18 protein-coding genes are annotated in these 23012 nt (G+C 70.6%); 12 read left to right on the top strand and 6 right to left on the bottom strand.

Annotation, left to right across the window (positions count from 1 at the left end; all coding sequences use genetic code 11):
* Window positions 1-25: 25 nt before the first annotated feature.
* Window positions 26-1207, bottom strand: a complete 1182-nt coding sequence (locus RV983_RS15385) for a class I SAM-dependent methyltransferase (RefSeq protein ID WP_475986364.1) — start codon at window positions 1205-1207, stop codon at window positions 26-28.
* A 267-nt stretch (window positions 1208-1474) separates the two neighbouring features.
* Here RV983_RS15385 and groES point away from each other — a divergent pair, with 267 nt between their 5' ends.
* Both groES and groL read left to right on the top strand, forming a co-directional pair.
* Window positions 1475-1783 carry a co-chaperone GroES gene (gene groES, locus RV983_RS15380; RefSeq protein ID WP_018562788.1) on the top strand — a complete coding sequence of 103 codons (309 nt, stop codon included), beginning with the start codon at window positions 1475-1477 and terminating at the stop codon, window positions 1781-1783.
* A 124-nt stretch (window positions 1784-1907) separates the two neighbouring features.
* Complete coding sequence (groL, locus tag RV983_RS15375; protein WP_475986363.1) at window positions 1908-3530, top strand: chaperonin GroEL; 1623 nt, start codon at window positions 1908-1910, stop codon at window positions 3528-3530.
* 74 nt (window positions 3531-3604) lie between these two features.
* Here groL and RV983_RS15370 read toward each other — a convergent pair whose 3' ends face one another.
* From RV983_RS15370 to RV983_RS15355, 4 genes are all read right to left on the bottom strand, one after another.
* Window positions 3605-4390: an SDR family NAD(P)-dependent oxidoreductase gene (locus RV983_RS15370; RefSeq protein ID WP_475986362.1), complete on the bottom strand. Its 786-nt coding sequence runs from the start codon at window positions 4388-4390 to the stop codon at window positions 3605-3607.
* Window positions 4391-4400: 10 nt separating this feature from the next.
* Window positions 4401-5060: an MOSC domain-containing protein gene (locus tag RV983_RS15365; RefSeq protein ID WP_475986361.1), complete on the bottom strand. Its 660-nt coding sequence runs from the start codon at window positions 5058-5060 to the stop codon at window positions 4401-4403.
* A 49-nt stretch (window positions 5061-5109) separates the two neighbouring features.
* Window positions 5110-6165 carry an aminotransferase class V-fold PLP-dependent enzyme gene (locus RV983_RS15360; RefSeq protein ID WP_475986360.1) on the bottom strand — a complete coding sequence of 352 codons (1056 nt, stop codon included), beginning with the start codon at window positions 6163-6165 and terminating at the stop codon, window positions 5110-5112.
* 245 nt (window positions 6166-6410) lie between these two features.
* The gene (locus tag RV983_RS15355; protein ID WP_475986359.1) at window positions 6411-6725 is read right to left on the bottom strand and encodes a WhiB family transcriptional regulator; all 315 of its coding nucleotides are present in this window, start codon (window positions 6723-6725) and stop codon (window positions 6411-6413) included.
* A gap of 481 nt (window positions 6726-7206) precedes the next feature.
* On the opposite strand from RV983_RS15355, the gene RV983_RS15350 reads away from it, so the two are divergent.
* The 8 genes from RV983_RS15350 (at window position 7207) to RV983_RS15315 (ending at window position 17950) form a co-directional block, all read left to right on the top strand.
* Window positions 7207-7818 (top strand): response regulator transcription factor, encoded by a 612-nt coding sequence (locus RV983_RS15350; RefSeq protein WP_003948568.1) that lies wholly within the window; start codon window positions 7207-7209, stop codon window positions 7816-7818.
* A 260-nt stretch (window positions 7819-8078) separates the two neighbouring features.
* Complete coding sequence (locus tag RV983_RS15345; RefSeq protein WP_475986358.1) at window positions 8079-8690, top strand: sigma-70 family RNA polymerase sigma factor; 612 nt, start codon at window positions 8079-8081, stop codon at window positions 8688-8690.
* 122 nt (window positions 8691-8812) lie between these two features.
* A complete protein-coding gene (gene guaB / locus RV983_RS15340; protein ID WP_475986357.1) occupies window positions 8813-10315 on the top strand; it encodes an IMP dehydrogenase in 1503 nt (500 codons plus the stop codon).
* 152 nt (window positions 10316-10467) lie between these two features.
* Window positions 10468-11589 carry a GuaB3 family IMP dehydrogenase-related protein gene (locus tag RV983_RS15335; RefSeq protein WP_360902374.1) on the top strand — a complete coding sequence of 374 codons (1122 nt, stop codon included), beginning with the start codon at window positions 10468-10470 and terminating at the stop codon, window positions 11587-11589.
* Window positions 11590-11994: 405 nt separating this feature from the next.
* On the top strand, window positions 11995-13446 hold the full coding sequence (locus tag RV983_RS15330) for a glycosyltransferase family 2 protein (protein ID WP_475986356.1): 1452 nt from the start codon (window positions 11995-11997) through the stop codon (window positions 13444-13446).
* A 20-nt stretch (window positions 13447-13466) separates the two neighbouring features.
* The gene (locus RV983_RS15325; protein WP_475986355.1) at window positions 13467-14705 is read left to right on the top strand and encodes a glycoside hydrolase family 113; all 1239 of its coding nucleotides are present in this window, start codon (window positions 13467-13469) and stop codon (window positions 14703-14705) included.
* Between the two features lie 16 nt (window positions 14706-14721).
* Entirely contained in the window at window positions 14722-15822 is a 1101-nt protein-coding gene (gene manB / locus RV983_RS15320; RefSeq protein WP_475986354.1) for a mannose-1-phosphate guanylyltransferase, read from the top strand.
* A gap of 49 nt (window positions 15823-15871) precedes the next feature.
* On the top strand, window positions 15872-17950 hold the full coding sequence (locus RV983_RS15315) for an acyltransferase family protein (protein ID WP_475986353.1): 2079 nt from the start codon (window positions 15872-15874) through the stop codon (window positions 17948-17950).
* A gap of 124 nt (window positions 17951-18074) precedes the next feature.
* On the opposite strand, the gene RV983_RS15310 is transcribed toward RV983_RS15315, so the two are convergent.
* Window positions 18075-19310, bottom strand: a complete 1236-nt coding sequence (locus RV983_RS15310; protein ID WP_475986352.1) for a nucleotide sugar dehydrogenase — start codon at window positions 19308-19310, stop codon at window positions 18075-18077.
* A gap of 220 nt (window positions 19311-19530) precedes the next feature.
* Here RV983_RS15310 and RV983_RS15305 point away from each other — a divergent pair, with 220 nt between their 5' ends.
* Together RV983_RS15305 and RV983_RS15300 are read left to right on the top strand one after the other, a co-directional pair.
* Window positions 19531-21237: a glycerol-3-phosphate dehydrogenase/oxidase gene (locus RV983_RS15305; RefSeq protein ID WP_475986351.1), complete on the top strand. Its 1707-nt coding sequence runs from the start codon at window positions 19531-19533 to the stop codon at window positions 21235-21237.
* A 114-nt stretch (window positions 21238-21351) separates the two neighbouring features.
* Entirely contained in the window at window positions 21352-22977 is a 1626-nt protein-coding gene (locus RV983_RS15300; RefSeq protein WP_475986350.1) for a serine/threonine-protein kinase, read from the top strand.
* Window positions 22978-23012: the final 35 nt, after the last annotated feature.

The raw sequence follows: 23012 nt of genomic DNA, 5'->3' as shown, positions 1-23012 counted from the left end.
TGTGCGGGGAACGCACGCGCCACCGTCAGCCACGCGGTGCCGGCGCGCCGAGGAGCATCGTGGGCGCCCCCGCGACCCGGGTCAGGAAGACCGTCGCGGAGTTGGGGCCCTGGAGCCTGACGCGGCGCCGCAGTTCCTCGGGTCCGACCGCGGAGCCCCGCTTCTTGACCGTGAGCACGCCCACCTCCCGTTCGCGCAGCAGCGCCTTGAGCCGCTTGAGGTTGAACGGCAGCACGTCGGTGATCTCGTAGGCGGTCGCGTAGGGCGTCGCGTGCGGTTCGTCGGAGGTGACGTACGCGATGGTCTCGTCGATCAGCCCGCCCCCGACCCGCGCCGCGACGTCCGCGACCAGGTGGGCCCGGATGACGGCGCCGTCGGGCTCGTACAGCCAGCGCCCGACCGGGCGGACCGCGGGGTCGGGCAGGCCGGCGGCGGGCAGCGAGGCGCCGGAGGGCAGCAGGGTCGCCCGCCGCTTGCCCGAGGCCGTGCCGAACCAGAGCACGGCCTCCTTCACGTCGCCGTGGTCGGAGACCCACTCCGCCTCCGCGTCCTGCGGCACCGCCTCGTGGGGGATGCCCGGCGCTACCTTCAGCGCGGCCAGCGGAGCCCTGCGCGCCGCCGCCACGGCCCACGACAGCGGGGGGGAGTACGCCTCGGGGTCGAAGATCCTGCCGCGTCCCCCGCGCCGGGCCGGGTCCACGAACACCGCGTCGCAGCCGTCCGTCCCCACCTCGGTGACATCGGCGCAGCGCACTTCGATGCGTTCGGCGAGCCCCAGCGCGCTCGCGTTGGCCCGCGCCACCGCGCACGTCAGGGGATCGCGGTCGACCGCCAGCACCTCCACCCCGGCCCGCGCCAGCGGGATCGCGTCGCCGCCGATCCCGCAGCACAGGTCCGCGAGCCGCCGCACCCCGAGGGCCGTGAACCGCTCCGCCCGGTGCCGCGCCACCGAGGACCGCGTCGACTGCTCCACCCCGTGGGGCGTGAAGTACATCGCGTACGCGTCCTCGCCGAACTTCGCCTCCGCCCGCTGCCGAAGCCGTGCCTGGGTGAGCGCCGCCGAGACGAGGGCCGCGTCGTGCTCCCGCCGCAGCCGGGTCGCGGTGGCGATCTCGTCCGCGGGGTCGTAGTCGCGAAGGCCGGCGAGCAGCCGCTGCCCCTCGTCGGTCAGCAGGGCGGAGAACGCGTCGAGATCCACACCCTCCATTGTCCCGCGCCGCCGGTGTCCGCAGGACCGCGCCCCGACGGGCGGCGGGGGGCCGCCGAGGACGGCTTCGCGGAGGCGCGTACGGCGTGGCATTGGCACTCCGCTTGACCGAGTGCTAAGCGCGTCATAATCTCAGACCTGGCACTCAGCCATGCCGAGTGCCAGCAACAAAGCGACGGGCAGGTCCGGCACCCGCGACGACGGGCCTACCAGGTCGCCACCCCAGACAGACACTCCCGTGAGCCCTTTGAAGGGGGAGGTCGGATCGTGACGACCGCCAGCACCAAGGTTGCCATCAAGCCGCTCGAGGACCGCATTGTGGTCCAGCCGCTGGATGCCGAGCAGACCACGGCCTCCGGCCTGGTCATCCCGGACACCGCCAAGGAGAAGCCCCAGGAGGGCGTCGTCCTGGCCGTCGGTCCGGGTCGCTTCGAGGACGGCAACCGCATCCCGCTCGACGTCAAGGTCGGCGACATCGTGCTGTACAGCAAGTACGGCGGCACCGAGGTCAAGTACAGCGGCGAGGAGTACCTCGTCCTCTCGGCTCGCGACGTCCTCGCGATCGTCGAGAAGTAAATCCGGCGCCGCTCGTAACCGAGAAATGCCGTGACCACGCCCCGGGCACACCGAGTCCTTGCACGGACCGGGGGCCCGGGGCGCGGTCTTTGACGAGAACCCAAAGACGAGGAATTCCGCCGGTATGGCCAAGATCCTGAAGTTCAACGAGGACGCCCGTCGCGCCCTTGAGCGTGGAGTCAACAAGCTCGCCGACACCGTGAAGGTGACCATCGGCCCCAAGGGCCGCAATGTCGTCATCGACAAGAAGTTCGGCGCCCCGACCATCACCAACGACGGCGTGACCATCGCCCGCGAGGTCGAGCTCGACGACCCGTACGAGAACCTCGGCGCGCAGCTGGTGAAGGAGGTGGCGACCAAGACCAACGACATCGCGGGTGACGGCACCACCACCGCCACCGTGCTCGCCCAGGCGCTCGTGCGCGAGGGTCTGCGCAACGTCGCCGCCGGCGCCTCCCCGGCCGCCCTGAAGAAGGGCATCGACGCGGCCGTCAAGGCCGTCTCGGACGAGCTGCTCGCCTCGGCCCGCCCGATCGAGGGCAAGGACGACGTCGCCGCCGTCGCCGCGCTGTCCGCCCAGGACAAGCAGGTCGGCGAGCTGATCGCCGAGGCGATCGACAAGGTCGGCAAGGACGGTGTCATCACCGTCGAGGAGTCCAACACCTTCGGTCTGGAGCTGGACTTCACCGAGGGCATGGCCTTCGACAAGGGCTATCTGTCGCCGTACTTCGTGACGGACCCGGAGCGCCAGGAAGCCGTCCTGGAGGACCCCTACATCCTCATCACCCAGGGCAAGATCTCCTCCATCCAGGACCTGCTCCCGCTGCTGGAGAAGGTGCTGCAGGCCGGCGCGTCCAAGCCGCTGCTGATCATCGCCGAGGACGTCGAGGGCGAGGCCCTGTCCACCCTGGTGGTCAACAAGATCCGCGGCACCTTCAACGCGGTCGCGGTCAAGGCCCCCGGCTTCGGCGACCGCCGCAAGGCCATGCTGGGCGACCTCGCCGCCCTCACCGGCGCGACCGTCGTCGCCGAGGAGGTCGGCCTCAAGCTCGACCAGGTCGGCCTGGACGTGCTCGGCAACGCCCGCCGTGTGACCGTCACCAAGGACGAGACCACCGTCGTCGACGGCTCGGGCGACTCCTCCGAGATCGAGGGCCGGATCAACCAGATCAAGGCCGAGATCACCACGACGGACTCCGACTGGGACCGCGAGAAGCTCCAGGAGCGCCTCGCCAAGCTGGCCGGCGGCGTGTGCGTCATCCGTGTCGGCGCGGCCACCGAGGTCGAGCTCAAGGAGAAGAAGCACCGTCTGGAGGACGCCATCTCCGCGACCCGCGCCGCGGTCGAGGAGGGCATCGTCTCCGGTGGTGGCTCCGCGCTCGTCCACGCCGTCAAGGTGCTGGAGGACAACCTCGGCAAGTCCGGCGACGAGGCCACCGGTGTCGCGGTCGTCCGCCGCGCCGCGGTCGAGCCGCTGCGCTGGATCGCCGAGAACGCCGGCCTGGAGGGCTACGTCATCACCTCCAAGGTCGCCGAGCTGGAGAAGGGCCACGGCTTCAACGCCGCGACCGGCGAGTACGGCGACCTGGTGAAGGCCGGCGTCATCGACCCGGTCAAGGTCACCCGCTCCGCCCTGGAGAACGCCGCCTCCATCGCCTCCCTGCTTCTCACCACCGAGACCCTCGTGGTGGAGAAGAAGGAGGAGGAGCCCGCCGAGGCCGGTCACGGTCACGGCCACTCCCACTGAGTGCGTCCGAAGGCCCCCGTTCCCGCGCCGGGAACGGGGGCCTTCGGCTTGCCCGGTGCGTCCTCGCGGTGCCGTCAGTCCCGGGGGTAGACGGGACCGAAGCGGCGTCCGGCCGATGTGGAGGCCGCGCCGAAGGCCCCGCTCGGGGCGAGCTTGGCGGCGAGCGCAGCGGCCTTGTAGCGCGGGTCGGGCACGCTGAGCGTGCGGCCGCGGGCCAGGTCGCGGATGGCGGCGGCGACCACCTTGTCGGCGTCGAGCCACGCCCACCCCGGGATGCTGCCGGTGTCCATGCCGGCCCGCTCGTGGAACTCGGTGCGTACGAAGCCCGGACACAGCGCCATCAGCCGCACCCCGCTGCCGGACAGTTCGCGGGCCACGCCTCGCGTGAAGCTGACCACCCAGGCCTTGCTCGCGCCGTACGTGCCGCGCGGCACGAAGGCCGCCACCGAGGCCACATTGACGATGAAGCCGCGCCGGCGCTCCTTCATGGCCGCGGCCGCCGCGCCGGTCAGCCGCAGTACGGCCTCGCAGTGCACCTTGAGCATGGTCAGCTCGTCGGCCATCGGCACGTCGCCGAAGGAACCGCGGTTGCCGAAGCCCGCGTTGTTGATCAGTACGCCGACCGGCCGCTCGCGGTCGCCGAGCCGCGCCTCCACCGCCTCGATGCCTTTGTCCGTCGACAGGTCGGCGGGCAGCACCTCCACGGTCACCGCGTAGGTGCGGCGCAGCTCGGCGGCGCGTTCCTCCAGCCGCTGCTCGTCGCGCGCGACGAGGACGAGGGCGTGGCCGTCGCTCGCGAGCCGGCGGGCGAAGGCGGCGCCGAGGCCCGCGGTGGCTCCCGTGATGAGTGAAGTCGTCATGCCCCGCAGGCTAGTGGGACCGTGTGCGCCTGCGCGCCGCCGCGCGGATCTCCTCGGGGAGCGCGTCGGCCGCGGACAGTGCGGGAAGCAGCCGGGGCTCCAGGGTGACCGCCCGGAAGACCAGGGCGACGGTCACCTCGTGGTCGGGGCGGTGGACGATCTCCACCGGATCGCCCGCGCGGATCGTGCCCGGCCCCGCCACCCGCAGATAGGCGCCGGGCAGCGCGGCGCGGGTGAACCGCCGGAGCCAGCCGCCCTCGTCCAGCCAGCCCTGGAAGGTGGCGCAGGGAACGCGCGGGCAGGACACCTCCAGGACCGGGCCCGCCGGGCCGCCGATCCGCCAACGCTCGCCGATCAGCGCCCCGTTGACGTCCACGCCGAGGGTCGTCAGGTTCTCCCCGAACATGCCGTCGCGCAACTCCCGGCCCAGCTCGCCGGCCCAGCCGTCCAGGTCCTCGCGGGCGTAGGCGTAGACGGCCTGGTCGGTGCCGCCGTGGTGCTGCACGTCGTACGCCCGGTCGCCGGCCAGGCCCACCGCGCCGGTGCCCTTGGGGCCCGGTGCGGTCACGGCCACCGGACCCGTCACGGGCTGTTTGTCGATGCCCGTGACGCCCGTGTCCTTCCAGGGGTTCGGCCGGGGACGCCCCACGTTGACCGAGAGCACTCTCATCCCGCGACCGTACGGCGGCCGACCGGCGCGGGGCGAGGTGATTTCCGGCTCATCGCGCGAGCACGCGCAGCAGCAGGTCCACGTCCGCCTCGGTGTTGTACAGGTGGAAGGCCGCCCGCAGGTTGCCGGCGCGGACCGAGAGGCGGATGCCGGCCGCGGCCAGTCGCTCCGCCGCGTCCCCCAGGCCAGGGACGGCCACGATCGCCGAATCGTGCGCGCCCGGCGGCACGGCCTTGTGGCCGAGCTCCCGCAGACCCGCCCGGAAACGCTCGGCCAGCGCGATGTCGTGGGCGCTGATCGCCTCGACACCCACCTCCTCGATCAGCCCGAGCGAGGCCGAGGCGGCCAGGTAGGGCAGGAACGGCGGCAGCACGTCGAAGCGCCGCGCGGAGCGGGCGAGCCGGGCCACCGGGCCGTAGCAGTCGCCCCACGGGTCCTCGGCCGCGTACCACCCGGCGAAGTGCGGCGACAGGCCGTCCTCCGCGCCCTCCCGCACGGTCAGGAAGGAGACGCCGCGCGGGGCGAGCAGCCACTTGTAGCCGCCGCACACCACGTAGTCGAAGGCCCCGGCGGCCAGCGGCAGCCAGCCGACCGCCTGCGTCGCGTCGACCAGCACGCGCGCCCCGTGCCGGTCCGCGGCCTCGCGGACGGCGGCGAGATCGGCGACGCGGCCGTCCGCGGACTGCACCGCGCTGACGGCGGCCAGTGCGGTGGTGGGGCGTACGGCGTCGGCCACGCCCTCCAGGGGCACGGTGCGCAGGATGAGGTCGGAGCGGGAGGCGAAGGGATTGACCAGGGAGCTGAAGTCGCCCTCCGCGACCACGACTTCGGCGCCGGCCGGCAGGCCCGCGGCGATCATCCCGACATGGGTGGTGACGGAGGAGCCGACCGCGACCCGGTCCGCCGCGACACCGGTCAGCCGGGCGTAGGAGGCGCGTGCGGTGTTCAGGACGAGTTCATTGCGCACCCAGTCGTCGCTGCCGTCGGACCAGGCCGTCACAGCGGTGCGCAGTACGTCGGCGGCCCGGCGCGGGCCGACGCCCGCCGACGCGGTGTTCAGGTAGGTGATGCCGGCAGCCAGCGTGAATTCCCCGGTGAGGTCCATGGCTCCTCAGCCTGGGCCCGGCGCCGCCCGAAGTCCATGGGGGAGGTCCGGTGCCGGTGTGGCCCGGTCACGGCTGGGCGCCGCGACGCGGGGGGGTGTCGGTGGGGGAACTCTCGGATCCTGCGGATTGCTGGGTCCTGCGGGCCCCGAGGCCCCGCAGGACGAGGGCGCCGCACGGGCGCCCGGACCGGTTCCCCGGCGTACGGGGAGAGGGAAACGTTTCCCCATTGAGTGAAGCCCGGCGTTCAGTGTCCGCCGGCGGCGTGCGAGCTCATGACCCGGTTGCGGGACCGGCCCATCATCTCCTCGCGCTCGTCCTCGGTGAGTCCGCCCCAGACCCCGTAGGGCTCGCGGACCCTCAGGGCGTGGGTCGCGCACTCGGCGCGCACGGGACAGCGCATGCACACCTCCTTGGCGGCCGCTTCACGCGCGCTCCGCGCCGCACCGCGCTCTCCCTCCGGATGGAAGAACAGCGAGCTGTCCACACCGCGGCACGCGGCGATCAGCTGCCAGTCCCAGAGGTCGGCGTTGGGGCCCGGGAGGCGGGAGAAGTCTGCCATTGCTCATCTCCTCGAGAGGTGGGCTGCACGGGACTGCCTCCCAGGCGACGCTCCAGGCGCTCTGCGGGAGGTGATGTCGACGGTACATCTACTGTCCAAGTAGATGTAAATATGATTCATCACAAAATCGCCAACGAACTCCCGCCATGCGGGTAAAAAGCCGCCAAACAGGCAAAATCTGACATTGACCCCCCCGGTCGGCGGGTGGGTGTCCTGCAACCGGGCGCCCGATGTCCTGCGTTTCGCGAGGGGGCCCGCTGTCACGACCTGCGGTGTTGCTGGTGCGTGGCGAGCCGGGCACGCAGTGTGCGGGAGAGCGTCCGCAAACTCCGTAACTCTTTCGAGTGAGGGTCGTTGAAGGTGCGGAAGTGGTTGGCGGCCGAACGAATCGGGCAGGTGCCCGAGACCCGTCAGCCCCACCAGTGACGATTCGTACAGCCTGGAGGCTCAACGTGACGCAGATCAGCTGCGGAGGACGGTCATGACTTCCGTTCTCGTCTGCGACGACTCCCCGCTCGCCCGAGAGGCGCTGCGCCGCGCGGTGGCGACCGTGCCCGGTGTCGAGCGCGTAACGACCGCGGCCAACGGCGAGGAAGTCCTCCGCCGCTGGGGCGCCGACCGCTCGGACCTCATCCTCATGGACGTCCGGATGCCCGGACTCGGCGGTGTCGAGACCGTACGGCGGCTGCTGTCCGCCGATCCGGGGGCCCGCATCATCATGCTCACGGTCGCCGAGGACCTGGACGGGGTGGCGCTCGCCGTCGCCGCCGGTGCCCGCGGATACCTGCACAAGGACGCCTCGCGCGCCGAACTGCGGGCCACGGTCACCCAGGCGCTCGCCGACCCGACCTGGCGGCTGGCACCGCGCCGGCTGCGCTCCGCCGAGATGGGTGCCGCACCGACGCTCACCGCCCGTGAGATCCAGGTGCTGGAGGGCATGAGTCATGGCCGCTCCAACGCCGAGATCGGGCGGGAGCTCTTCCTGTCCGAGGACACCGTCAAGACGCACGCGCGACGTCTGTTCAAGAAACTCGGCGCCTCGGACCGGGCCCACGCGGTGGCGCTCGGCTTCCGCTGGGGCCTGGTGCGCTAGGCCGTCGAGTTGAGCGGCGAGGGGCCGATGGGCTGTGGGGCGGTTGTGCGGCAGCCCCGCTCGTACCGGTTTCCGTTCCGAGGGCGCATGCTTGAGGCATGGACTCTCGGGGACACGGGCGGGCGGGGCGGCGGGTGCACGACATGACTACGGCCGGTGCGGTCCCTCGAAACGCGCCACAGGGCGCATCTCATAACGCTTCGGAGCACAACCACCCCGCCGAGGCCACGGAGCGCGCCTCGGGGAGGCACTATGGATGGATGCGCGACGAGGCCACCGGCACAGAGACAGCCATAGGGGCTCTCGTACGTCGAGCCGTCCAGGGTGACGAGCAGGCGACGCACGATCTGCTTGCCCATGTGCACCCGCTGGCCGAACGCTATTGCCGTACCCGGCTGTCGCGACTGCCGGGTGACGCGCGCCACTTCGTGGACGACCTCGCCCAGGAGGTGTGCCTCGCGGTGCTGTGCGCGCTGCCGCGCTACCGCGACCAGGGCCGGCCCTTCGAGGCCTTCGTGTTCGGGATCGCCGCCCACAAGGTCGCCGATCTGCAACGGGCGGCCATGCGCGGCCCCGGCTCGACCGCGGTCCCCTCCGACGAGATGCCCGAGCAGCCGGACGCCTCGCTCGGGCCGGAGGAACGGGCGCTGCTCAGCAGCGACGCCGAATGGGCGAAGGGTCTGCTGGCGAATCTGCCGGAGCACCAGCGCGAGCTGGTGCTGCTGCGGGTCGCCGTCGGGCTCACCGCCGAGGAGACCGGACAGGTGCTCGGGATGTCGCCGGGGGCCGTCCGGGTGGCGCAGCACCGGGCGCTGTCCCGGCTGCGCGCACTCGCGGAGGAAGCAGCGGGTGCCCGCGGGATGAGCGCCTAGCCCATCGCTCCGGTCCCCGGCGGGGCCCCGGCTCCGTGGGCCGCCGTCAAGACCGGAAAAGGTTTCCCGCGAGAGCCATTAGCATTGAACATCTCGCTGGGCAAGACCATGGGGAAGGTGTCATGACGCTGAACGCCGACGGAGTAGCCGAGAAGTTCGGACTGCTCGGACTGACCTACGACGACGTGCTCCTCCTCCCAGGGCCTTCGGACGTCGTGCCGAACCAGGTCGACACCAGCTCCCGGGTCACCCGGAACGTCCGCGTCAACATCCCGCTGCTCTCCGCCGCGATGGACAAGGTCACCGAGGCCCGCATGGCCATCGCGATGGCCCGCCAGGGCGGCGTGGGCGTGCTGCACCGCAATCTGTCGGTCGACGACCAGGTCAACCAGGTCGATCTGGTCAAGCGGTCCGAGTCCGGCATGGTGACCGACCCCATCACCGTGCACCCGGACGCGACCCTCGCCGAGGCGGACGCGCTCTGCGGCAAGTTCCGCATCAGCGGCGTCCCGGTCACCGACGGCTCCGGCAAGCTGCTGGGCATCGTCACCAACCGCGACATGGCCTTCGAGAGCGACCGCTCCCGCCAGGTCCGCGAGGTCATGACGCCGATGCCGCTGGTCACCGGCAAGGTCGGGATCTCCGGCATCGAGGCGATGGAGCTGCTGCGCAAGCACAAGATCGAGAAGCTTCCGCTGGTCGACGACGAGGGCCGGCTCAAGGGCCTCATCACGGTCAAGGACTTCGTCAAGGCCGAGAAGTACCCCAACGCCGCCAAGGACGCCGAGGGCCGGCTGCTGGTCGGCGCGGCGGTCGGTGTCGGCGACGAGGCGTTCCTCCGCGCCCAGCGGCTGGTGGAGGCCGGCGCCGACTTCCTGGTGATCGACAGCGCCCACGGCCACAGCCGCGGCATCCTCGACATGGTCGCCAAGGTCAAGGCCAACATCCGGATCGACGTGGTGGCAGGCAACGTCGCCACCCGGGACGGCGCCCAGGCACTGATCGACGCCGGCGCCGACGGCATCAAGGTCGGTGTCGGCCCCGGCTCCATCTGCACCACGCGGGTGGTCGCCGGCGTGGGCGCCCCCCAGGTCACCGCGATCTACGAGGCCTCGCTGGCCGCCGGCCCGGCCGGTGTCCCGCTGATCGGCGACGGCGGTCTGCAGTACTCCGGCGACATCGCCAAGGCGATCGCCGCCGGCGCCGACACGGTGATGCTGGGCAGCCTGCTCGCGGGCTGCGAGGAGTCGCCGGGCGAGCTGATGTTCATCAACGGCAAGCAGTTCAAGTCGTACCGGGGCATGGGGTCGCTGGGCGCGATGCAGTCGCGCGGCCAGGCCAGGTCGTACTCCAAGGACCGCTACTTCCAGGACAACGTGCTCTCCGAGGACAAGCTCGTCCCCGAGGGCATCGAGGGCCAGGTGCCCTACCGCGGCCCGCTCTCCGCGGTGGCCCACCAGCTCATCGGCGGCCTGCGCTCCTCCATGGGCTACGTCGGCTCGGCGACCGTCCCGGAGCTGAAGGAGAAGGGCCGCTTCGTGCGGATCACCGCGGCCGGCCTCAAGGAGAGCCACCCGCACGACATCCAGATGACCACCGAGGCGCCCAACTACCACGGGCGCTGATCCGCGCGGGTGCGCACGGCGCCGGGCACATCCGGCGCGGCGCACACGGCAGTACGGACACGGCAGAGCCCGCGGCCTTCCACGGTCGCGGGCTTTCGCCTGCCCTCCCTGGGATACTGGTCGGGCAGGCCACGAGGAAAGGCATAGCGACAGTGACTGAGATCGAGATCGGGCGGGGCAAGCGCGGCCGCAGGGCGTACGCATTCGACGACATCGCCGTCGTCCCGAGCCGCCGTACGCGGGACCCGAAGGAGGTCTCGATCGCGTGGCAGATCGACGCGTACCGCTTCGAGCTGCCGTTCCTGGCGGCGCCGATGGACTCCGTGGTCTCCCCGGAGACCGCGATCCGCATCGGCAACCTCGGCGGCCTCGGCGTCCTCAACCTCGAGGGCCTGTGGACCCGCTACGAGGACCCGGAGCCGCTGCTCGCCGAGATCGCCGAGCTGGACGACGCCTCCGTGACCCGGCGCATGCAGGAGCTCTACGCTGCGCCGATCAAGGAGGAGCTGATCGGGCAGCGCATCAAGGAGGTGCGCGACGCGGGCGTGGTCACCGCCGCCGCGCTCTCCCCGCAGCGCACCGCGCAGTTCTCCAAGGCCGTCGTCGACGCCGGCGTCGACATCTTCGTCATCCGCGGCACGACGGTCTCCGCCGAGCACGTCTCCGGTTCGCACGAGCCGCTGAACCTCAAGCAGTTCATCTACGAGCTCGACGTCCCGGTGATCGTCGGCGGCTGCGCCACCTACACCGCCGCGCTCCACCTGATGCGCACCGGCGCCGCGGGCGTCCTGGTCGGCTTCGGCGGCGGCGCGGCGCACACCACGCGCAGTGTGCTCGGCATCCAGGTGCCGATGGCCACCGCCGTCGCGGACGTCGCCGCGGCCCGCCGTGACTACATGGACGAGTCCGGCGGCCGCTACGTCCACGTCATCGCCGACGGCGGCTTCGGTTCCAGCGGCGATCTGCCGAAGGCGATCGCCTGCGGCGCCGACTCGGTGATGATGGGCTCGCCGCTCGCGCGCGCCACGGACGCGCCCGGCCGCGGCTTCCACTGGGGCATGGAGGCCACCCACGAGGAACTGCCGCGCGGCAAGCGGATGAACCTCGGCACCGCCGGCACGACCGAGCAGATCCTGCTCGGCCCCTCGCACGCCCCGGACGGCTCGATGAACTTCTTCGGCGCGCTGCGCCGGGCGATGGCCACCACGGGCTACTCGGAGCTCAAGGAGTTCCAGCGGGTCGAGGTCACGGTCTCGCCGACGCACCACCGCTGACGCCGGCGGCGCACTTCGCGCCGCGGCAGCCACCACAGCCCGGACCGCTTCCCGCGGTCCGGGCTGTGGTCGTTTCAGGCGTGGCTGGAATCGATGCATCAGACATGTGTGCAAAACGGGCGGAATTACTTCTCTTAATTACTGCTCAATCCCTTAAATGGTCACGGCAAGGACACAAATTGCTCGCGGCAGTTGCCGAAGTAATGCAAATTTTGACAGACTGAGGTTCCTGTCTGGCATGCGGGGGACGGCGCGGGGCGCCGCGCAAGCCGACGGGTACAGGGTGCGGGAGGGGATTCCAGCTACCGCGAGGTGTGTCATTCGGCATGCCCAGAGGGCCTTTGCCGGCCCTTCCTGTGTCATGTCCAAAGCGCAGTGCACACGTTGAGGAAGCCGTATAACGCAATGTCAAATATTGTCGTCAACGGGTTGCCCGCCCATTCCCGGCACAATGCGAAGCTGGCGCAGCGGACCGCCGCCTGGAAGCCGGGGATCCTGCCGTTCCTGATCCCGTTCGTGCTGCTGATGACTTTCGGTCTGTGGTCGTACGAGCCCAGCCGGACCCCGCTCAGTTGGGTGCTGTCCATCGTCTGGTCGCTGCCCGTCGTGGGCGTGCTGGTGGGCATCCAGGGCGCGTGGCTCATCCGCCGCAGGATCAAGCGCAACGTCAACATGGTGCCGCCCGCCCTTGTCGAGCAGGACTTCCTGATCGTGCTGGTGCCGACCATCGGGCGCCACGACACGTATCCGGCGCTCGAGCGTTCCGTGCTCTCGTACGTCGAGTACCTGCCGGAATGGTTCCCGTACATGCGCGTGGACGTCCTCACCGAAGAGGGCTGCGAGGCCGCGGCGGACATCGACCGGCTGGCCACCGTCCACCCGCTGATCCGCGTCGTCACGGTGCCCAAGGCGTACACCACGGCCAACGGCACCCGCTTCAAGGCGCGCGCCAACCACTACGCGCACGAGCTGCGCATCGCCGAGGGCGAGGCGCTCGACGACGTATGGGTGCTGCACATGGACGATGACACCGGGGTCGGCCCCGACACCGCGGGGGCGCTCGCGCAGTTCATCAACCGGCAGCGGCGCGCGGCGCCCGACGAGGCCAAGCACATGGCCCAGGGAATTCTGACCTACCCGCGCGAGAGCGCGGTCAACATGTTCACCTGGCTTGCCGACGCAGTTCGGCCGGCGGACGACATCGCGCGGTTCCGGGCGCTCACCGGAATGGGCACCCCGGTGGCCGGTGTGCACGGTGAACTCCTCGTTCTGCGGGCCTCGATCGAGGCCACGATCGGCTGGGACTTCGGCCCGAAGGCAATTGTCGAGGACGCGCAACTCGCCCTGACGTTCTGCCGCCTTTATCCCGGACGTAGCGACTGGTTCAACGGCCGTTGTTACGGCGCCTCCCCGGCCACCGCCCAGGATTTCGTGAAGCAGCGCGACCGGTGGGCCTGGGGCCTGGTCGCCCTGTGCTTCAATCGGACGATTCCGCTCCGCTACCGGTGGTTTCTCGCCATCTGTGTGACGACCTGGATCCTCGGCCCGCTCCAGCACATCGGCGCTGTGCTGCTGTTCGGCTGGCTCATCAACGACATGAACACCTCGCCCGTGACTCAGTCCGTGGTCATCCTTTGGGCCCTCAACTTCGCCTACGTCATCTGGACCTACTGGGAAGGTCTGCGGCTGAACGCGCTCGCGTCGGTCAACGGCCGGCGCAAGTGGTGGGAGCCGATCGTCGTGGTCGCTCTCATCCCCGTCTTCTCCGTGCTGGAAGGACTCGGCGGCTTCAAGGGCTTCCTGAGGTTCGTCCGGCGCGAGGAGAACAAATTCGTCGTCATCGCCAAGCCCGTCTGACCGCCCGGAAGACAACTGACATGCGCTCGCGACTTCCTCTGCTCGCCATCTTTCCGGTGACCGTCCTCACCGTCGTGGTGGGCACCCCCTTCGTCCTCGGCGACCACCCGGTGCGCTGGGAGGCGGGCTCGGCCATGCCCAAGATCGTCATGGGCGACGCCAAGAAGCCCGCCAGCCCGGCCGGCCACTCCACGGACGAGACGCCCGGCTCCTCTTCGTCCGATTCCCCGTCCTCCTCGACGGATGCCCTCCAGGTCACCAAGCCCTGGAAGAAGGGCATGGCACAGTGGGGCGTACAGCTCTACTGGGAGGAGGAGCAGAACAAGCGCTCCGACTCCTTCATCGAGGCACAGGCCGGCAAGCAGGCGAAGTACCTCATCGGCCTGGGCGCGAACTCGGTGTCGGTCTCGTTCCCGTTCTTCATCGAGAACTCCACGTCCAACCAGCTCTCGGCCGGCGCCAAGACCCCGTCCCCGGAGCGTATCGAGCGCGTGCTGAAGGTCTTCAAGGACGCCGGGTTCAGGACCACGGTCCGCCCGATCCTGGACGAGGGCACCCTGGAGCAGTCGAACGGCTGGCGCGGCAACATCGAGCCCGCCTCGCGCTCCGCCTGGTTCACCTCGTACAAGCAGTTCCTCACCCCGTACCTCAAGGCCGCCGAGGACACGAAGGCGGACACCTTCGTGATCGGCACCGAGCTGAACTCGATGGAAGGCGACACGGGCTGGGACTCCCTGGTCGCCTATGCCGAGAAGGAGTTCCCCGGCGAGGTCGCCTACGACGCCAACTGGGACAACTACGTCACCCGCCGGATCAACATGCCGGTCAGCCACCTCGGGGTCGACGCCTACTTCCCCGTCAAGGTGCCGGACACGGCCCCGGTCCAGGATCTGGTCAAGGGCTGGAACGACTGGCTGGACAAGAAGGCCACCGGTCCGCTGCCGAACATCCTCGTCTCCGAGACCGGCATCGGGGCCATGGACGGCGCCTACCAAGCTCCCGGTGACTTCTACGTCAAGCACGCCGTGAACCCCCAGGTGCAGGCCAATTGGTACAAGGCGGTCTGCCAGGTCGTGCAGGACCGGCACATGCAGGGCATCTACTGGTGGTCGCTCTGGTTCGACGACGACCCCAACACCAAGCCCGACGACGAGGTCGCGTCTCGGCTCGACTTCGCCGGGCGCCCCCTCTCGGACAAGGCCATCAAGTCCTGCTTCACCTCTGATTACGCGGGACCCGGTACCGCCCCCACCAGCTGACCGAGCGGAGGCAATCATGCAAGAAGCCATCATCCTGGTGGGCGGCAAGGGAACTCGCCTGCGCCCGCTGACGAACCACACCCCGAAACCGCTGCTGAACGTCGCGGGTTCCTCCTTCATCCGGCACCAGATCGCCAAGCTGATGGAGGCGGGGGTCGAGCACGTGGTGTTCGCCACCTCGTACCTCGCCAGCCTCTTCGAGGAGGAGTTCAAGGACTTCTCCCGTGAGCTGCAGATCTCCTACGCCGTCGAGGGAGTCCCGCTCGGCACCGGCGGGGCCATTCGCAACGCCGCGCGCCTGCTGCGCGGCGGCCCTGACGACGCACCGGTCCTCATCCTCAACGGCGACATCCTGTCCGGCGTGGACCTGCGCGCCATCCTGGCGCGGCACGAGGACAAGGACGCGGACGTCACCCTGTACCTCACCCGGGTCGCCGACCCGCGGGCCTTCGGCCTCGTCCCCACCGACGAGGACGGCCGAGTGCTGTCCTTCCTCGAGAAGCCGAAGACGGCCGAGGAGTGCGTCACCGACCAGATCAACGCCGGCTGCTACGTCTTCAGCAGATCCGTCCTGGACACCATCCCGGGCGACCGCGAGGTCTCGGTCGAGCAGGAGACCTTCCCGCAGCTCGTCGCCCGGGGACGGCGCGTGTTCGGCCACGTCACGGAGGACTACTGGCGCGACCTCGGTACGCCGCTTGCCTTCGTCCACGGCTCGGCCGACCTGGTCACCGGCAGAGCGACCTCTCCTCTCGTGGCAGGTCCGGCCGAGGCCCTGATCCATCCCGCGGCCTCTGTCGATCCGACCGCCCTCGTCACGGGCGGCTCGACGATCGGCCCGCACGCCGTCATCGGTCCGTACGTGGTCGTCGATCGCTCCATCATCGGCGCGAACGTCACCGTGGCCGAGGGCGCCCGCATCCGCGAGTCCGTGGTCGACCACGACTCCTCGATCGGTAGCGAATCGTTCCTTCACGAGGTCATCGTGGGCTGCCACGCCCATATCGGCGCGCAGAACGAGCTGCCGGCCCAACTGCGGCTGTCATGCGGCATCCGCATTCCCGCCCAAGGGGTGCGCGTCAGCGGAACGGCTGCCGCCTGCCCGACGGTCCACTGAAGCAGCCGGTCGGCCCCCGCGGGCCCCACCGGGCATTTTCTGGAGAATCGTGACCACCCACGCCTCAACGGCCGTCAGCCCGCAGCTTCCGCCCCGGCACCGATCGGCGGAGCCCCAGCCGGAGAAGACGGACCGCCTGCGCAAGTACCGCCCGGACCTCCAGGGTCTACGTGCCGTCGCCATCATGATGGTGGTCGCGATGCACTGCGGCATCCTCGACATCCACGGCGGCGTCGACATCAGCTTCGTGCTGAGCGGCTTCCTCATCGGCAGTCAGCTCCTCGGTGAGATCAGCCGGACCGGCAAGGTCTCGCTGGGCAAGTTCTGGGCCCGGCGCTTCCGCCGGCTCGCGCCCGGCGCATCGCTCACCATCGTGGTCACCGCTGTCTTGGCCTGGTTCTTCGCGGGTCCGTTCTCCTTCCGCGACTACATGAAGGACGGCTTCGCCGCCTCCCTGAGTTTCATCAACTGGCGGCTCGCCGAGAACGGCACCGACTACTTCGCCAACGACGGAAGCCAGTCGCCCTACCAGCACTTCTGGTCGCTCGGCATCGAGGAGCAGTTCTACGTCGTCGCGCCGATCGCGCTCGTCGTCGTCGCCTGGCTCAGCCGGGTGCTCACCCGCAGCCGCTTCCTGATAGGACTCTTTCTCGCCGTCGCCATCGCAGGCTCGCTCTACCTCTCGGTCACCCAGACCAAGTCCGACCAGCCGCTTGCCTACTTCGGCACCCAGACCCGTGTCTGGGAGCTGGCCCTCGGCGTCCTCGTCGCTCTCAACGCCAGGCTCCTCTCCCGTATGAACCTGTGGTTCGCGGGCTTCTTGACCTGGGTCGGCATTCTCGGCGCCGTGGGCACCGCGCTGCTCATCAACGAGCACACCCCGCTGCCCGGCTACGCGGTGGCCGGACCGGTGGTGGGCGCCGCGCTGGTGATCGCCGGCGGCTGCGCAGCACCCCGCCTCGGTGCCGAGAAGCTCCTCGACAACCCGGTCTTCGACTTCATCGGCAACGCCAGCTACAGCTGGTACCTGCTGCACTGGCCGCTGCTCATCCTGTTCCCGGAGATCATCGACCGGGAGTTCGGCTACTCGGACCGCTGGCGGGTGGCGGTGCTCTCCTTCCTCCTCGCCGTCTGCATGCACTACCTCATCGAGCGGCGCTTCAAGGCGAACGTCCGGCTGGTGCAGATACCGTGGCGGGGCATCCTCATGGGGGTGTCCCTGACCGCCACCGCCGCCGTCGTCATGACCCTCGCGGTGCGGGTGGTGCCGCTCAATGTGTCCATCACCCTCTCCGGAAACAGTGCAGCGGCCGTGGGCTTCAGCGGCACCGACTCGGTGAAGGCGGCGGTGGCCGAGAGGGCCAGGCCGGAGGTCAGCGAGAAGTACCTGCTGAACTCACCGAAGGATCAGACCGAGCACGGCTGCATCGACAACATCGACGTCGCGAAGTTCGTCATGCGTGACGACTGCATCGTCGGCGACCCGGACGGGAAGGCCACGGTCGTCGCCTTCGGAGACTCCCACTCCTGGCAATGGGGCAACGCCTTCCAGGAGGTCGGAAGGAACCTCCACGCGAAGATGGTGACCATCGCGAAGGGCGGCTGCAGCCCGGAGGTCTACAAGATCACCCGCGAGGATCTCGGGCGCGACTACAGCGAATGCACCAGCTGGCGGCAGTCCGCCATGGACTACATCGGCAAGATCAAACCGGACGTCATCGTTGTCACGGACCGCGCCCAGCCGACGGCCACACGCAAGGGTGCCGAGGAGATGTTCGACGCGCTCAAGGCCACGGGTGCGGAACTCGTCTTCCTGACGGACACTCCGTATCCGGGCTTCAGTGTCCCTGACTGTCTGGCGGGAAACTCGGACAAGATCTCGTCCTGCAGCCCGAAGGCCGAGAAAATCCTCGACCACCCGGAGATCCGCGCCATGGAACGCGAAGTGGCCGAAGAACACGGAGCCAAGGTCATCGACTCCACCCCCGCCCTCTGCGCGGACGGATACTGTCCCGCCGTGATCGGCGGAAGGGTCGTCTACTTCGACTACAGCCACATGACGGGCAGTTACGCCCGCTCCCTGGCCCCTTATCTGGAGCCGACCTTCGAGAAGGTCCTGGCCGACTGATCCCGTCGGCCCGATCGCACCCAGGGGGCTCCGCGGCGACCGCCGCGGAGCCCCTTTCTCCGTGCGATATGCAACGGACGGCCTCGCCTCCGCGCTGAGTGTCATGAACTGATGCCCGCGAGGCTCACAGCCGCGCGGCCGCGCCGACCGGGGTGGCGCCGCGGGTGTCCAGCATGAGCTGGGCCTTGGCGGACAGGCCCTGCATGTCGTACGTGCGGTGGTGCTGGAGGAGCACCGTGAGGTCGGCCTGCGCCGCGGCCTCCCACAGGGAGTCGGCGCGGGGGACCGGGCGGTCCAGGACGCGCCACTGCGGGGCGTAGGGGTCGTGGTAGCTGAGCTGCGCGCCGAGTTCGATGAGGCGGGCGCCGATCTCGCGGGCCGGGGCGCCCTCCTGGTCCGGCAGGTCGGGCTTGTACGTCACACCGAGGAGCAGGACGCGGGCGCCGCGCAGCGACTTGCCGTGCTCGTTGAGGAGCGCGGCGGCACGCTGCACCACGTAGCGCGGCATACGGGCATTGACCTCCTGCGCGTACTCGACCAGCCGCAGGGGGTGGCCGCGCATGCGGCCCTGGTACGGCGGGTGGTTGGGGTCGAGCGGCATCGTGTGGCCGCCGACCCCGGGGCCCGGCCGGAAGGCCTGGAAGCCGTAGGGGCGGGTCTCGGCGCAGCGGATCACGTCCCAGACGTCGACGCCGATGTCGTGGCAGAAGACGGCCATCTCGTTGGCGAGCGCGATGTTGACGTGCCGGTAGTTGGTCTCCAGCAGCTGCACGGTCTCCGCCTCGCGCAGGCCCCTGGCCCGGACGATCCGCTCGGTGAAGCGGGCGTAGAACGCGGCGGCGGCCTCGGTGCAGGCGGGGGTCAGCCCACCGATCACCTTGGGGCCGGCGAAGCCGCGGACGGGGGAGTAGGCCAGATGGAAGCCGTGGCCCGCGCGCAGGCCCGAGCCCTTCTCCAGCAGCGGCCGCAGGAACTCCTCCGTCGTGCCCGGGTACACCGGCGACTGCAGGACCACCGTGGTGTGCGGGCGCAACTGCGCGGCCAGCGTGCGGCCCGCCTCCTCCAGCGCGGACAGGTCGAGCTCCCGGTCCTCGCCGACCGTGACCGGTGCGCAGATCACGGCGGTCCTGACGCGGCCCAGCGCGGCCGGGTCGGCGGTCGCGCGGAAGCCGGCGGCCAGCATCCTGCGCACATCGGCCGCGGCGAGATCCCCGGACGGGCCGCGCAGGCCGGCGTTCACCGCGTCCACGGCCCGCTCGTCCGGGTCGTACCCGATCACCCCGATCCCGGCGGCGCAGGCCGCCTGCGCGAAGGGCAGGCCGGCATGGCCGAGTCCGATGACTGCGAGGTCTGCGGGCATGGGGTCCTCTTCCTGCGGCGCCTGCGGCGGGGTAGTGCTGCGTGCGGTACCCAAACAGCTCGAAATCAGGCTAACCAGACAGATAGCTGATATGACCGCACGCCACGCCCTGCGGGCCCGGCGCGCCCCGCACAGGTAGCAGAGGCGCGCGCCTCGGGTAACGATCGTGGGGACGGGGAATGCGCTGAGGCGCGACCTGGCGTCATCACGGGAGGCTCGGATGCTGACGGCGACATTGGGACCGGCGGAGCGCGCCTCCGCGCTCGCCCGAATGGCGGAGCAGGAACTGGACGTCCTCGTGGTCGGCGGCGGAGTCGTCGGCTCGGGGACGGCGCTGGACGCCGTGACCCGCGGGTTGTCGACCGGGCTGGTGGAGGCGCGGGACTGGGCGGCGGGGACGTCGAGCCGGTCGAGCAAGCTGATCCACGGCGGCCTGCGCTATCTGGAGATGCTGGACTTCGCCCTGGTCCGGGAGGCCCTGAAGGAGCGCGGGCTGCTCATCCAGCGGCTGGCCCCGCACCTGGTCAAGCCGGTGCCCTTCCTCTATCCGCTGCAGCACCGCGGCTGGGAGCGCCTCTACGCGGGGGCGGGCGTGACGCTGTACGACACGATGTCGCTCTCGTCGGGCCACAGCCGCGGCCTGCCGCACCACCGGCACCTGTCCCGCAAGGGCGCGCTGCGCGTGGCGCCGTGCCTGCGCAAGGACGCCCTGGTCGGGGCGCTGCAGTACTACGACGCGCAGATGGACGACGCCCGCTACACGATGACGCTGGTCAGGACGGCCGCCTCCTATGGCGCGCTCGCCGCGAACCGGGCCCGGGTGATCGGTTTCCTGCGCGAAGGGGAGCGCGTCGTCGGCGCCCGGGTCGAGGACGTCGAGGGCGGCGGCGTGTACGAGGTGCGGGCCCGGCAGATCGTGAACGCCACCGGCGTGTGGACGGACGACACGCAGGCGCTGATAGGCGAGCGCGGGCAGTTCCACGTCCGCGCGTCCAAGGGGATCCACCTGGTCGTGCCGAAGGACCGCATCCACTCCTCGAGCGGGCTGATCCTGCGCACCGAGAAGAGCGTGCTCTTCGTCATCCCGTGGGGCCGGCACTGGATCGTCGGCACCACCGACACCGACTGGTCCCTGGACAAGGCGCACCCGGCTGCGTCCAGCGCCGACATCGACTATCTGCTGGAGCACGTGAACTCCGTGCTCGCGGTGCCGCTCACCCGTGACGACGTCGAGGGCGTGTACGCCGGGCTGCGGCCGCTGCTGGCGGGGGAGTCGGAGGCGACCAGCAAGCTGTCGCGCGAGCACACCGTGGCGCATCCCGTGCCGGGGCTCGTGGTCATCGCGGGCGGCAAGTACACGACGTACCGGGTGATGGCCAAGGACGCCGTGGACGCCGCCGTGCACGGGCTGGACCGCCGGGTCGCGGAGTGCTGCACCGAGGACGTCCCGCTGGCCGGCGCCGAGGGCTACCACGCCCTGTGGAACGCCAGGGCGCGCATGGCGGAGAGCACCGGCGTGCACGTGGCGCGCATCGAGCACCTGCTCAACCGCTACGGCTCCCTCACCGAGGAGGTGCTGCAGCTGATCAAGGACGACCCGTCTCTCGGCAGCCCCCTCGCCAATGCCGAGGACTACCTGCGGGCCGAGGTCGTCTACGCGGCCCTGCACGAGGGCGCGCGCCACCTGGACGACGTGCTCACCCGCCGTACCCGCATCTCCATCGAGACCTTCGACCGCGGCACGCTCAGCGCCCGTGAGGCGGCCGAGCTCATGGCGCCGGTGCTCGGCTGGGACAAGGAGCAGGTGGAGAAGGAGGTCGAGCACTACCAGAAGCGGGTGGAGGCCGAGCGGGAGTCGCAGCGGCAGCCGGACGACCAGACGGCGGACGCCGCCCGGCTGGGCGCCCCGGACATCGTCCCGCTGTAGCGCCGGAACCAGCAGGTGGGCGGGCGTCCTGTGTGGCCTGGACCACGGCGCCTGCGGGAGGCGTGACCGGGCCGGATATCGTTCCTTCTGGCAGATCGCAGGAAGGGGCGCGCGATGTCCGACCTCGGACGCCTGGTTGCCGGGCGGTACCGACTCGTCGAGCGGATAGGCCGCGGCGGCATGGGCACTGTGTGGCGGGCCGAGGACGAACTGCTCGGACGCCCGGTGGCCGTCAAGAAGCTGCATCCGCCGCAGCCCCATCTGCAGGACGACGAGCTGGAGACGCTCTTCGAGCGCACCCGGCGCGAGGCGCGCAGCGCCGCACGGATCAGCCATCCCAACGTGGTGGTGGTCCACGACGTCGTGGAGGACGAGGGCCTGCCGTCGATCGTGATGGAGTACGTGCCGGCCACGACCCTGGGCGATCTACTGAAGGAACGCGGGCCGGTCGGGCCCGAGGAGGCCGCCCGCATCGGCCGCGGCATGATCGCCGCCCTGCGCGCCGCGCACGCCGCGGGCGTACTGCACCGGGATGTGAAGCCGGGCAATGTGCTGCTCTCCGACACCGGCCGGGTCGTGCTGACGGACTTCGGCATCGCCCAGGCCTCGGGGACGTCGACACTGACGCGCACCGGCGAGCTGATCGGGTCGATCGACTTTCTCGCGCCGGAACGGCTGACGGGTGGTGCGCCCGGCCCAGAGGCGGACCTGTGGGCGTTGGGGGCGACGTTGTTCCAGGCGGTGGAGGGGCGTTCGCCGTTCCGCCGGGACACCGCCATCGAGACCGCGTACGCGATCGCCACCGACGAGGTGCCCGCCGCGGGCCGCGCGGGCGCGCTCGCACCGGTCATCGCCGGGCTGCTGGTCCGCGAGCCGGAGCGACGGCTGTCGGCGCAGGAGACGGAGTGGATGCTGCGCGGCCTCGCGGCAGAGACCATGACGGCGAGCGTGCGGCGGGAGGCGCTGTCGTACCCGCAGCCCCTGACCGGGCCGACCTCGGTCGTCCGCCCTCCGGCAGGCGCCGTGACGGCCTCCGTCACCGCGGCCGCGATGTCGCCGTACCCGCCGCAGGCCCCGGCCCCGGCCCCGGTTCCGCCGCCCGCCCGCCGGCGGCGCGCCCCGCTGTGGATCGCCGTCGCCGTGCTGGTGGCGGCCCTCGCCGGGGGCGGGGCGTACGCCGCCCAGCACTTCGGCGGTGCCGACGGCGCCAGCGCCTCACCGGGGCCGTCGTCCCCGTCGTCGGCGCCGGGCACGCCCTCCGCCTCGCCTCCCCCGTCGTACAGCCCGTCCCCCGTCCCGGACGGCTACCACCTGGCCGATGAACCGGACCGCGGCTTCTCCGTGCCCATTCCCGACGGGTGGACGCGCCAGGTCAGCGACGACGGCCAGCAGATCATCTACGTCGACCCCAGCCAGCTGGTCGGCCTGCGCATCGGCACGCTGGACTTCGCCGGGCCGAGCCCCCTGCAGCACTTCAAGGACGAAGAGGCGCAGACGATCCCCAAGCTGGACGGATACCAGCAGTTGCGGATGCAGAGCACCCAGTGGCGCGGACGGCCCGCCGCCGTATGGGAGTTCACTTTCGAGGGCAAGGCGCGGACGTTCCGTGCGATCGACCTCGGATTCGGCGATCCCGGACAGCGGGAGTTCGCCGTCTACCTCTCCGCTCCGGCGGCCCAATGGGCTGCTGACCGGCAGGTGTTCGAGAACGCCGTGGCCGGACTCGTGCTGCACGACTAGCACAGGCCCAAGCCGGGGTGGGACCACGGGGCATT

Source organism: Streptomyces sp. RLA123, assembly GCF_056270165.1.
This window is presented reverse-complemented; position numbering and strand designations above follow the sequence as displayed.